We start from the raw sequence: 11,999 nt of genomic DNA, 5'->3' as shown, positions 1-11,999 counted from the left end.
GAACATGAAGAAAATACAAAGACCAAGAGTTGAAGATATTCATACAGGCGAGCAATTTAAAATTGTTGATATTGGCAGTTTCGAAGTAAACCATGCATTAAACGAACCTTCTGTAATAGATTTTCGTATTTTCGATACAGAGCGAAACAAATTCGCTTTTCCAATGTTAAAAGAGTATAACTTTATCATTTATAACAATGAGTATTACTTAACATACTTACATGAAGAAGATAGCAGCAACATCAAAGATGGTGTTGCTATCCACATTTCATCGCTTTTAAAGAAGAAGCGTGTTCATGATGAATATACTGGCCTTTACAATTTAAATGATGTACTTAAAATTTCACTGGATGGAAGTGGATTCACTTTTATTAACTGCTCTACAAAAAATATGAAACTACAGTTTGAGAATTTCGGAAAAGACGATCGTTTATCCATGCTGCAGCATCTTTTAAAACGCTTTGATGTAGAATGCTATTTTAGTAAGTACACAGTATACATTTTTGATAAGGTCGGCACGGAAACAGATTATCAATTTCGCTTCGGGTATAACATCAAAGCGCTTAATAAAAAAGTAGATGTCACAGATTGTAATTTCTCTGTGCGTGTTTTAGGACATAAGCCAACCGAAGAAGAAGGCGGCGGAGATCAATTCATGTATTATTATGAATCACCTCTTAAGTATCACATGCCTAGAGAGATTCAAGATTGGGAAGCGCCCGAGATAGAAGATGACAAGATTAAACATGTAGAAACAGCTCGTGAACGGGGAATAGCAGCCGTACAAGATACTCCTATAATTACTATTATGGTAGCGCATGAAGAATTACCAAATGAAAAAGAACGTGTTCCTGGAATCGGCGACCGCGCTCTAGTACGTCATTACAAAATGAAATTAGATTTTGATCTTCGTATTATTAAAATACGAGAGCATCCATATTCTAATAAATCAAATGAATACGAGTTTAGTAATAAAAGAGAAGATGTTATTGACCGTAACGCAAACAAAAATGAAGAAAAATTCGATTTAGATTTACTGATGAAACAGATCAAAGAAATTAACATGAAAATCATGAACTTTGTAACCACTGCTACTCTGGATGGAAAATTTGATGAGGCGGAAAAATCACAGTATGAGCAACTGCTGAAAACAAAAAATGAATTAGAAACAAAAGCGAAAGATCTTGCTGATAATGCTCTTTCTTCTGCAAATTCCTATACAGATGTAGCAAAGCAGAATGCTATTGAAATCGCAAAAGCAGAAGCACAACAGAAAGCGAAAGAGGCACAAGAAGCGGCTACTGCTTATGCGAAAGCACAAACGGAACTTGCTCAAAAAGAAGCAGCTGCATACGCAGATGGAGTCGTTACAGCAAGTGAAAAAGCTGTTTTAGATCAAGCAGAACAAAAAGTATCAGACGCGAAAAAATATGCTGAACAAAAAGCAAAAGAAGCTGAAACTGCCGCAAATAATGCCACAAATACAAAAATCGATGGGTTAACATTTGGTGCCAATAACTTAATTACGGGTACACAAAATAAAAATGCAAATGGTTGGAAGTCTTGGGGGAATATTGGCCGTGTTGGTGTTTACGGACCAATAGGAACGGCAAAACAATGTTTATACATTGAAACAAAATCAGCTGACGGCAAAACAAATTTAACGGTTCCTCAGGGGACAGCCATTGGATTGCAAGGCGATGGTCATACTTTCTCTGTTAAAGCCGGACAAGAATACACACTATCTATGCAAATAGCAACTAGTGAACTGGGCGATAAGCTAAGTTATACCCACTTAATGTATAGTGTTACAGGCGGTAACAGGCGATTGCAAGAGATTAAAATAACAGACTTTACTAAAACTGAGCCGATTTATGTAGGAGCAACAACCTACTACTATAAAATCAACTTTACCTTTAAAGCTGATCGCGATGATAATAACGTACATCTACTCATTGGTGGTGTTACAGCTAGGGAACTGAACGGTTCAAACGGTTATGCATGGATTCGTATTTATGAATTGCAAGTTGTACCTGGAAACAAGGTGTATGAATACTCCGTATCACCGGCAGATATTCAAGAAGATATCACCCAAAAAGCTAAAGAGACACAAGATGCAGCTGCTCTTGATGCTAGTACTAAAGCAACTGCTGCTACTCAAAATGCGAAAAATGATGTACAAAATGGTAAGGTTCCATTACCAACAACATCTTTAAATGGTGATATTAATCCAGATAAAAATAAAATTAAAAACGCTCATATGACTTTAGATGAAAATGGTTGTTTACTAGATCAAGGTAACTTCCGCCTTATTGATCCAGAAACAGGGAATGAGGAAATTGTACGATCTGATACCAATATGATCTATGACCATTCATTTGAAATGTTACAGTTCGATCCTCGTCAAAATCTTCGAGGAAAATTATATAAGTATACGGGACCCCGCCATGAAATAGATACACAGTATGGAGCAAGGCCAGGAGTTTGGTACTGTGAGGGAGACCCAACTGTACAATGGGTTGGATATACACCAGGCATTGAGGGGATAAATTTCGCAGCGTATGGAGACATGTTTGTAGAAGTTAATACAAAAGCTCAGTGGAGCCAATACACATATTTAAACTTCGATAATTCGCTTAAAAAGCGATATACCATGTCGGCAGCATTGTGTCATGGTGACGTAGATTGGGATGGTGCTGCGAAAATACGACTGCGGATACTAGCGTACGACAAAAGTTTTAAATATATATCTCATGTAGGACAAAGAGATGTAGATATCCCCGTTACGATGGTGAAGAAGTGGAAAAGATATTCTGTTACAACAAATACAGATCTACCGGAAGGAACTGTATTTTTACGCTGTATTATTGAATCTTTACAAGCCTGGGCATGGGCCGATGGCGTGCAGCTTGTCCCTTATGATAAGCCTATTGTGTACAATCCAGAAAATTCATTATATGCACTTCGTAACAGAGGTCTTGAAACAAAGATTGTTACAACAAATTGCATAAAATTTTCGGGTGGTAATCCCTACATGGTGGATAATGGCGTGATGTGGTGGGGGACTGGTGAACAAGGATGGGGCTTTTATGGCCGCGGTAATAACCAATGGTGGAAGTTTGCGAATGGATAAAAAAGGAGTAGTGATAGAATGCCAGAACAAATAGGAAGTCAATATTTAGGTAGCTTATCCGAAGTACAAGACTCTGGTAAGGGAGATGGTAGTGTTATTATTACCATTCCAAAACAATACGTCGAGGCTATCGGTGTACAAGTAGGTAGACGTGTAGAAATCCTTGCAAATAATGAATGTATGTTTATCAGTTCAATCGATCGGCCATGTAACTTCTGCGGAACCAAGACAGAGTTACAGTTAGTAAAGTTGCCAAATGGCGTCGCAAAAGAACTGTGCCCAAATTGTGCAAGCTTATTTCAACCAAAATAAGCAGGGAAGCAATAATTGCTGCTCTTTTTTATTTTCACTTGAAAGGAGGTGAGGACTTGGAACGAATTAGCGATTTAGCGAACGCAGTAGACATTACAGATATTATCTGCAGCACACAATTCAAGGTTGCAGCGTTCATCGGTGGAGGTATTGGGACCATCATAGAATTATGTTATGGAAAAACTAATTTAGTTTGGATCACTATCTTATGCATGGTTATTGCATTGGATTGGATAACCGGAAGCAGAGCTTCAAAATTAGATGGAACATATTCCTCACAATATGGCATTGAAGGTATCGCACGAACTGTCGTGCTTTTTTTATTGCCTTCTTTAGCACATTGGTTTGATATGGGCTTTAAACTGCCGGACTTTTTCTTTTTCATGGTCACGGGTGGCTTAATCTATCACATTTTTAATAGTTTTACAGCAAATTGTGCGCGTATCGGTTGGGATAAATGGATTCCTACCTGGTTATTAGAAAGTGTTTCTTCTGAAATTGAAGCAAAAATAAGACGTTCAGAAAAAAGAACAAAGAAAGAGGAAGATAACTATGAAAGAAAAAATTAAAAACCGTGGGTTATGGGTTGCTTTGTTTGCGCTGGCAGGAATGGTTCTTATGGATACTATTCCTCACTTTAATGCAGGACGATATCAAGAATATGTAGATATCATTCTAGTAATCTTAGTTGCAGCAGGGGTTATTTCTAATCCTACTGCTGGTAAATGGTTTGCTGACACAAATGATACGAAAGAACAATAAAAACGCTACATGAAGCTAAGAGCACTGTCAAAAGACATTGCTCTTTTTTATTTTTACTAAATTAAAAGGAGATAGTGAATAATGACTAAAAATATCGTAGACATTTCAAAATACAATGATAATATCAATTGGGACATAGCTGCACAAAATATTGATTTAGCAATCTGCCGTGTGCAATATGGTTCAAATAAAGCGGATTATTTATACAACGATCATGTTAAGGACTTAGAAGAAAGAGGAATCCCACATGCGGCATATGCTTACGGATGCTTTGTATCTGTAGAAGATGCAATTATAGAAGCAAGAGACTTTATGACTCGCGTTAGTCCTAACGCTAAATTTTTAGTCCTAGATGTTGAGGACGACACTTTAGATAGTTGTGGTGCTACTAACCTAGCAAAAGCGTCACAAGCGTTCATAGACACGTTAAAAGCAGCAGGGTGGAAAGTAGGATTTTATGTATCTCATCATATGTACGGATCATACGGACTACAAAACGTACAAGCTGATTTCCTTTGGATTCCACGCTACGGCAAAAAACCTGCATATCCTTGTGATATTTGGCAATATGCAGATAATGCAACAGGCGGTTATGTAGAAGGTATCGGAAACTGTGATGTAAATAAACTTATTGGCGATAAGTCACTAGAATGGTTTATAGGAAGTGATTCTCAACTTGCTCCTCCACAAGAGGAAGTTTTAGGATACCTTACAACAACGGCGGACGTTGCTAACATTCGTAGTGAACCAAACACAAACGCACAGATTAAACGGCAAGTTGTTAAAGGTGACGGACATACTTACTACAATTGGCATTGGGACGGTCAGCATTTTTGGTTTGAAGTAGCTAAAGATGACTGGTTACGTGACGACACAGTTAGTATCAATAGAGACGGTAAAAGCGCCGGACAAATTTGGGTTAACGCTTCTAATATAAATGTTCGTTATGGAGCATCAACAGGGGATGCGGTAAAAGCTAAAATTAATGAGCCCATGAGCCTATATGTCAATTTCCGTCACGGCGATTGGTTATGTGTATGGAAAGAAGATGGTAGCCAAATCAATGACGGTTGGGTGTATTTTGCTGATTATATTCATTGGCTTAGATAATGAAGAAAGCCGCTCATTTTTAGATGGGCGGCTTGTTCTTTAACTCTATTAAAGTGTTACGCTTGCGGTGTAGGAAGATCAGCATGACCGTAAGAAGGAGAACCACCGTGATCTCCATGCGCTTCATTATTTATAATACCGCCGTCTCCTCTATTATCAGCAGGTGCAGGTGTATCTCCATGTGCAGAGATAGGTAAATCGGCGTGACTATAAGCTGAATTCGTTTTTTGTGGTGCTGGATAATCCCCATAAGCATATAATTGCGATGAATCATTACTTACTCCAAAAGATAAAATTCCGACACAACTTAACCCTAACGCAATTAATCCAAGTTTCTTCATCACTTTAACGCTCCCTTTTCAAAAGTTTTTTGCTTAGCTTGGTGGTATAGATGGAAGTACTTACTTGCCTTTAGGTGATTATCTTCTTCATAAAAGCGAAGTGCTAACTTTTCTGCGTATTCTTGTGTATATTCATATAATTGTTCTTTATCAAAATATGCAATTCCTTCAAGAATTACTTCCTCAATTTTTTCGGTCGAAGAGTTATGGTTCATCTCGCATAGGATAGCAAAGTGATGCTTGTATACTTTATCATCTAGGGTGTTACAAATAATTGAACCTTGTCTAGCGAGTTCAGCCGCTTTTTCTGTCTCCCCTAATTTGAAATACTCACGACCTAACAGTAAAATAGCTTTGTAGTGATTAGGAAGTTTCTCAACAATCTCGGAAAGATGACGAATAGCTAATGTAGAAAGATTTTGGCTTGCGTATAACCAACCAATGTTGTTACGAACACGTAAAATCAATGTTTCTTCGCCTTGCGTTCGTAATATATCAATAGCTGATGTGAAGTATTCTTCCGCTTGTTCGTATTGTTTAAGGTGAATACAGACGCCACCCAATAGGTTTTTACATAGTGCTATGTTAGTTTCGTAGCCTATATGTTGATTGAAAATATCTAACGCTTTATTTGAGTAGTTAATAACTTTAAGTGGTTGATATGTGTAGTTATAAAATGTTGAAATACGATAGTAAAACTCAGCACGTTCTATTTCATCAGGTACGTATTTTAATAATTTTTCTGCTTTCTCATAATATTCACTAGCTTCATTATAATTTGTTATTAAAGTAGCATGTATTGCTTTGAAAAAATTGTAGTAGTAAGAAAGAAAATCGTCAGAGGGTGCGTTATGTGTTTCTATTATGTCAAAGCTGTTTTTGGTAATGCTTAAACCGTCAGTCAATACCTTGTATCTAAAATCTAGTAAGGAATAATATAATAATAAATTTTGATCTTGATATTTTTCATTTTCCTCTGTTTTTAAAATATTAATTTGTTCCTCAATTTCTTGTTTTAAATTAGTTGCTTTTAATATTTGTTGTTGCAACATAGCTTGATACCAATCATTTAGCAACTTTGTAACCCGCTCATTCCCTTTTATTGATACGTTCATAATATCCTCCCCATCCACATATTATTGATTAAATATTAACATAATTTGGATAAATAAAATAAAAGAATTAATATTTTTTCAAAAATAAATAGAATATTCCGTTTTTTTATCTTTTTAGATTGGGTGTTTTTGCCCAAATCCCTGAAAAGGAGGCCTTAAATTTCTTGAGCAACATGGTGAATTCTGATATTCGGATTTCTCAAAAAATATTACATTTTTTGAGAATATTTGGTATTATTTGTTTAATTTAGGCGGATTTACACATTTTTATTAAGAAAAAATGATGATTAAAATTAAGTGAAAGGAGTGAAAGAAAGAAGGCCTAACAATATAATCATCACATTTTCTTATATACCCTCCATAAAATTTATAAATAATATTACTAATATTTCTCAAATGTGTAGCTTTGTCTAAATAATTTACAGCATTCACCTAAAGTCAAACATATTAAAGTTAAACTAGCTGTTAAAACAAAACTTCTATAAGATACTTTCTTTTTCGTATACATCACAATATTTTTCCAGCTTATACTATCTACTACTAAAAAAACATAACTAAAACTTGCATTTTATAGTTTCATAAGCATGCAAGTACTAAAATACCTTTAATAACAAGGAGGAAAAAATGAAAAAAGTTGCTTCTATATTTTCATTGGTGTTAATGTTATCGGTAGGTGGAGTAAGTGCTTTTGCTTCAACTGGAAATTCACAACATGGAGAATTTAATTATGACCTACACCCAATATATGGAGTGGTAGATTATGTTGGTGGTGGTAAATGGACACATTATATAGATGGAATGTACACTAATTACTCAAAATACGAGCATGACAAATTAACACATAGCACTTATGTGAAGAGTGGTTGGACAAGTGATAGTAGTGGTTGGGTAGATGCAGGATATGAAGCAATCGCATCTTGTAAACCAGCGTTATCTGGAAATATAGCAAAATGGAATACAAAATAGTAATAAAAAATACGATTCGTTATTTTAACGAATCGTATTTTTTAGAAAAGGAGCTTGAAAGTGAAAAAATTTTTGTTTATTATATCTTTTTTATTTTTCTGCTTAACCTTTTCCTTAATTAATTCTATTCAGTTACAAAATGAAATCAACAAACTATTATATGATAATAAAACCTCGCTATACATAGATTATAAGCAAGATATAGATTATACAGAATTTATTAATAGTTTATACTCATTTTCATCTAATCATAAAGTATCCATTGAACAATATACCTATTTAGACGATAGGAGTGTAAATATCTATCGATCAAACTTTAATACATTTGACAAAAATCTATTAAAAAATGGCCGTTTACCAAAAATGGATAGTAAGGAATTTATCTCAAATCAAAAATTATATATGAGTGATAAAGATCGAATTGGAACACTTAATATACCAGACTCCATATTAAATATTTCATTATACTCCTTTAACAGTATAGAGAATAGCGGTATAAGTAATATAATGTATATTTCCAGTAATACAAAAGACTTTGAAGAGGAAACTATTAAATTTTTATCTAATTATGGAAAAGTACGTGTCATGGATAAATTGGATTCTACATTTTCTTTAACTGATACGAAACAACTTATCGCAGTCGGCATCGCTTTTGTTTTATTATTACTTTCAATTGTTTATTATTTAGAATTACATGTTAAAAAAATAGGTATTATGAAATTACTAGGATGGAACGAGAAAAGCATAGTAAGTTATTTCGCAAAAAAAATATTACTATCTATTTCATGTACAAGTTTTATTAGCTTTTTTTTGATACTAGTGTATCAATATGGTAAAGGGGCATTGTTTCATGTACTCCAATTCTTTACTACATCACTGGTGTTAACAATAATTATATTATTGCTAATCTTCTTATTGATAATAAGTTTGTTTTATATAAGGCTATTCAATATGCAACTTAATAATATATTAAAAGGAAAAGAGAACACCAGAAATCTAAATATTGTTAATAATACAAGTAAAATAGTAATAACTATTTTAGTTTTCTTTTTTGTAGGAAAATCATTAACAAATATTAAAACGTTAAACGTTGAATTAGAACAATTAAAATTCTGGAAAAATACAAAAAATATATATTCTCTATCCTTAACAAACTTGCCCTCGGATGACTTGCAATTAGATAGAAAGATAAATGATCACTTTCTGGAACTATATCATAAGTTAACTATAGAAAAACAAGCTTTCATGATAAATGCTGAAAACTTTACTGTAGTAGATTTTAAAGGTGAACCAAAGTATTTCTATCAAACAAATATTAAAAACGAGCAAGATTTATTCGGTATTTACGGTAAAAGTGTAGTAATAGATACAAATTATTTAAAGGTAAATCCAATCTACGGTGTTTTATCTGAAAATCCATTAGATAATATTGAAAAGGATAGTAATACATTGAATGTTTTAGTACCAGAAAAACTTAAAGACAAGGAAGCCATCATAAAAGAGGAATTAGTTAAGGGTTTTTATTTTCAAAAGGTTAAGGTTAAAGATATATATAATAAAGATGCAAATCAAGAATTAGAAAAAATATCGAAAGATGATTTGAAAGTCAATATAATTTATGTTAAAAATAACCAGAAATATTTTACCTATTCCGTCAGGTTCGGATCTCCGACAGAAAATTATAAAATTACTGATCCTATCGCTATTCTCTTTAATGACTCTATTGATACGTCTTTTATTAAGGCATATGCTACTAAGAGTATCTACTTTAAAGACAGCTCAAACAAACCGTATAAAAATATTGAACCGTTATTAAACGAAAGCAAAACAAAGGGTCATGTTGCTTTTGTTACTTCAGTATTTAGTACCGCTAATACTAAAATTGTTTATCTTGAAAATGAAGTGAAAACTACATTAACAATACTACTAACACTTGCTTTATTGTCCTTTACTTTATTAAGTAATACTGCTTTCCTATTCCATAAGATAAACAAACAAAAAATTCAAGTAATGTATTTATTAGGGAAAGGTTTTTATGAAATTAATAAACCTGTTCTGCTATTTAATAATTTAATACTGATATTCAATATCATCGTTTTCTATATTATTTACAAAGATATTTTAATTGTATTCTTTGGATCTATACTTATTATAAGTGAATGGATAATTTTAAAAATAATGGATAATTATTTGTTAAAGAAAAATATATCACATTTACTAAAGGAGGGACGATAATTGATAGATTTGATTGATATTGAAAAGAATTTTTATCAAAAAACAATCCTCAAAAACATCAATTTAAAAATTGATGAAGGTGAATTTGTAGTAATAAATGGATTGAGTGGTAGCGGAAAAACTACACTAATAAATATAATTGGCCATTTAGAAAAGGTCAGTAATGGTTTAATTGAAATAGATGGTAAAAGATTTAAAAGCAAAAAAGAGGTTCAAGAGTTACGTAAGAATTACTTTGGTTATGTTTTTCAAAACTATGCTCTGGTAGATAATGAAAGTGTAGAGAATAATCTTATGCTTGTATTTGAAAATAAAAAAAACAATAAAAACATAGATGAACAATTAAATCAAGCATTAAATAGGGTAGGACTTGATAGAACCATATTAAATTTAAAAATTAATCAATTAAGTGGTGGGGAACAACAAAGAATTGCTATAGCTAGAGTTTTACTAAAACCATTTAAGGTAATTTTAGCAGATGAACCTACTGGAAATTTAGATGATAAAAATAAAGAAAGTATCTTTAAATTGTTAAAAAGTATACAACAATCAGGTAAAACAGTTATTTGTGCATCTCATGATTCAGACATACACAAATATGCTGATACAATTATTAGGTTAGAAAATACCAATCTCACTATTACTAAGAAAGGGTGATTAGAATGTTTATTTTTAAATCTGCGATAAACAGTATGTTATTAATATTATCCATTCTTATAAGTAAAGTTTTATTCAGAATTTTCGGCGAGTTTTTAGATCCTAGTGGTTTAATGTTTTGGTGCTCTATAATTCTGATCTTTTTTATCCTTAATTTAATTATCGAATGGACTTTATCCATTCGTAAACAAAAACATAACCACTACATAAACTAGGAGAATTATCCAAAGTTGATTTGTATCCATTTTAATGAATCAAGGTACAAAGTGGAGATGCTGTATTTAGGGAGAAAGATGAATGGCACGAGACTAAAATGGATTTGTATAACTTTGCCCATCCCCCCGAAAAGGGGGAATTAGGGAAAAGTTATACACATAGCTTCTATCACCCTCTTCATCATTAAATTAAACAAAAGGACATTAGCAATTAGCAGCCAATGTCCTCTTGTTATTTATTTAATGTAGTGTAGAAAACAAGAGCAGTCTTCCTGACTACTCTTATTTTTTCTCTTTTTCTTCTTTTTCAATTTCTGATACAGATTTTACTGGATGTTTCCTCAATTCATCTAGTTCTTCAGAACATGAAAATTTATCTTCAAAGTTTTCTGTAGTACTAACACCAGCGAGGAAATTTAATTTTTCATTTTTATTTATATAGCCTTTTACATAAGGAACACCCATCGGATTTACTTCATGTTTTGTAAATGTAATAGATTGTACATCTTTAATATTATAACGAATATATTTTTCTACTCGAGCTTCTTGTGTCTTCCAAAACTGTTCTTCTTTTTCTTTTTGTTTTAAGTATTCCATTATAAAATACCCTCCTGCTATGATTACCACAGCAGATATAATCAATATCGCTACTTTTTTCATTGAAACTCCTTTTACCTTACAAGCCAATTAATCGTTTTTTTAATGTAGTGTAGAAAATAAGAGCAGTCTTCATCGACTACTCCTGTTTCTTTTCCTTTTCTTCTTTTTCAATTTCAGATACAGATTTTGTTGGTTTTTTTATAAGTTCACCAAGTTCTCCAGAACGTCCAAAATCATCTTCAAAATCTTTCGTGGTACTAATGCTAGCATCAAACCATAGTTCTTTATTATTATTTATATATCCTTCTACAGAAGGAATCCCCATTGGATTTACATCACGTTTAGTAAACGTAATAGATTTCACATCTTTGACATTATAGTGAATATACTTTTCTACTCGTGCTTCTTGTATCTTCCAAAACTGTTCTTCTTTTTCTTTGTGTTTTAAGTATTTCATTGTAAAATAACCTCCTGATATAATGAAAATAATGGATAATATAACAATTATTTTCCTATTCATTGAAAATCTCCTTATATTATAATCATAGTTAAA

Annotated in this window: 13 protein-coding genes; 9 read left to right on the top strand and 4 right to left on the bottom strand. The window is 32.6% G+C overall.

Going from position 1 to position 11,999, the window contains the following annotated elements:
- Positions 1-4: 4 nt before the first annotated feature.
- The 5 genes from ACIGHG_RS23485 (at position 5) to ACIGHG_RS23465 (ending at position 5,317) form a co-directional block, all read left to right on the top strand.
- Positions 5-3,133 carry a phage tail protein gene (locus ACIGHG_RS23485; protein ID WP_396550816.1) on the top strand — a complete coding sequence of 1,043 codons (3,129 nt, stop codon included), beginning with the start codon at positions 5-7 and terminating at the stop codon, positions 3,131-3,133.
- An 18-nt stretch (positions 3,134-3,151) separates the two neighbouring features.
- Complete coding sequence (locus ACIGHG_RS23480; RefSeq protein ID WP_396550814.1) at positions 3,152-3,445, top strand: AbrB/MazE/SpoVT family DNA-binding domain-containing protein; 294 nt, start codon at positions 3,152-3,154, stop codon at positions 3,443-3,445.
- Positions 3,446-3,501: 56 nt separating this feature from the next.
- Positions 3,502-4,014 (top strand): phage holin family protein, encoded by a 513-nt coding sequence (locus ACIGHG_RS23475; protein ID WP_396550812.1) that lies wholly within the window; start codon positions 3,502-3,504, stop codon positions 4,012-4,014.
- On the top strand, positions 3,998-4,207 hold the full coding sequence (locus ACIGHG_RS23470) for a phage holin family protein (protein WP_396550810.1): 210 nt from the start codon (positions 3,998-4,000) through the stop codon (positions 4,205-4,207). Before ACIGHG_RS23475 ends, ACIGHG_RS23470 begins: the two co-directional genes overlap by 17 nt.
- Before the next feature lie 81 nt (positions 4,208-4,288).
- Entirely contained in the window at positions 4,289-5,317 is a 1,029-nt protein-coding gene (locus ACIGHG_RS23465) for a GH25 family lysozyme (RefSeq protein ID WP_396550808.1), read from the top strand.
- Between the two features lie 56 nt (positions 5,318-5,373).
- On the opposite strand, the gene ACIGHG_RS23460 is transcribed toward ACIGHG_RS23465, so the two are convergent.
- Both ACIGHG_RS23460 and ACIGHG_RS23455 read right to left on the bottom strand, forming a co-directional pair.
- The gene (locus ACIGHG_RS23460; protein WP_396550878.1) at positions 5,374-5,658 is read right to left on the bottom strand and encodes a Phr family secreted Rap phosphatase inhibitor; all 285 of its coding nucleotides are present in this window, start codon (positions 5,656-5,658) and stop codon (positions 5,374-5,376) included.
- Positions 5,658-6,773: a response regulator aspartate phosphatase gene (locus ACIGHG_RS23455; protein ID WP_396550806.1), complete on the bottom strand. Its 1,116-nt coding sequence runs from the start codon at positions 6,771-6,773 to the stop codon at positions 5,658-5,660. Before ACIGHG_RS23455 ends, ACIGHG_RS23460 begins: the two co-directional genes overlap by 1 nt.
- Before the next feature lie 624 nt (positions 6,774-7,397).
- On the opposite strand from ACIGHG_RS23455, the gene ACIGHG_RS23450 reads away from it, so the two are divergent.
- The 4 genes from ACIGHG_RS23450 to ACIGHG_RS23435 are packed head-to-tail and all read left to right on the top strand — an operon-like array spanning position 7,398 to position 10,846.
- Complete coding sequence (locus ACIGHG_RS23450; RefSeq protein ID WP_396550804.1) at positions 7,398-7,739, top strand: lactococcin 972 family bacteriocin; 342 nt, start codon at positions 7,398-7,400, stop codon at positions 7,737-7,739.
- 60 nt (positions 7,740-7,799) lie between these two features.
- Positions 7,800-9,974, top strand: coding sequence for a hypothetical protein (locus ACIGHG_RS23445; protein WP_396550802.1), 2,175 nt, complete (start codon positions 7,800-7,802; stop codon positions 9,972-9,974).
- Entirely contained in the window at positions 9,975-10,631 is a 657-nt protein-coding gene (locus tag ACIGHG_RS23440; protein ID WP_396550800.1) for an ABC transporter ATP-binding protein, read from the top strand.
- Between the two features lie 5 nt (positions 10,632-10,636).
- On the top strand, positions 10,637-10,846 hold the full coding sequence (locus ACIGHG_RS23435; RefSeq protein ID WP_396550798.1) for a bacteriocin-like WGxF protein: 210 nt from the start codon (positions 10,637-10,639) through the stop codon (positions 10,844-10,846).
- 282 nt (positions 10,847-11,128) lie between these two features.
- On the opposite strand, the gene ACIGHG_RS23430 is transcribed toward ACIGHG_RS23435, so the two are convergent.
- Positions 11,129-11,506, bottom strand: a complete 378-nt coding sequence (locus tag ACIGHG_RS23430) for a DUF1433 domain-containing protein (protein ID WP_396550796.1) — start codon at positions 11,504-11,506, stop codon at positions 11,129-11,131.
- A gap of 76 nt (positions 11,507-11,582) precedes the next feature.
- Positions 11,583-11,966 (bottom strand): DUF1433 domain-containing protein, encoded by a 384-nt coding sequence (locus ACIGHG_RS23425; RefSeq protein ID WP_396550794.1) that lies wholly within the window; start codon positions 11,964-11,966, stop codon positions 11,583-11,585.
- Positions 11,967-11,999: the final 33 nt, after the last annotated feature.

It is taken from the genome of Bacillus sp. NPDC077411 (assembly GCF_044543425.1).
Taxonomy (GTDB): Bacteria; Bacillota; Bacilli; order Bacillales; family Bacillaceae_G; genus Bacillus_A; species Bacillus_A bruguierae.
This window is presented reverse-complemented; position numbering and strand designations above follow the sequence as displayed.

Bases quoted from the DNA above. Each gene is read 5' to 3' on its own strand.
- ACIGHG_RS23485 (WP_396550816.1), top strand. From the start codon at position 5: ATGAAGAAAATACAAAGACCAAGAGTTGAAGATATTCATACAGGCGAG.
- ACIGHG_RS23480 (WP_396550814.1), top strand. From the start codon at position 3,152: ATGCCAGAACAAATAGGAAGTCAATATTTAGGTAGCTTATCCGAAGTA.
- ACIGHG_RS23470 (WP_396550810.1), top strand. From the start codon at position 3,998: ATGAAAGAAAAAATTAAAAACCGTGGGTTATGGGTTGCTTTGTTTGCG.
- ACIGHG_RS23465 (WP_396550808.1), top strand. From the start codon at position 4,289: ATGACTAAAAATATCGTAGACATTTCAAAATACAATGATAATATCAAT.
- ACIGHG_RS23460 (WP_396550878.1), bottom strand. From the start codon at position 5,658: ATGAAGAAACTTGGATTAATTGCGTTAGGGTTAAGTTGTGTCGGAATT.
- ACIGHG_RS23455 (WP_396550806.1), bottom strand. From the start codon at position 6,773: ATGAACGTATCAATAAAAGGGAATGAGCGGGTTACAAAGTTGCTAAAT.
- ACIGHG_RS23450 (WP_396550804.1), top strand. From the start codon at position 7,398: ATGAAAAAAGTTGCTTCTATATTTTCATTGGTGTTAATGTTATCGGTA.
- ACIGHG_RS23435 (WP_396550798.1), top strand. From the start codon at position 10,637: ATGTTTATTTTTAAATCTGCGATAAACAGTATGTTATTAATATTATCC.
- ACIGHG_RS23430 (WP_396550796.1), bottom strand. From the start codon at position 11,506: ATGAAAAAAGTAGCGATATTGATTATATCTGCTGTGGTAATCATAGCA.
- ACIGHG_RS23425 (WP_396550794.1), bottom strand. From the start codon at position 11,966: ATGAATAGGAAAATAATTGTTATATTATCCATTATTTTCATTATATCA.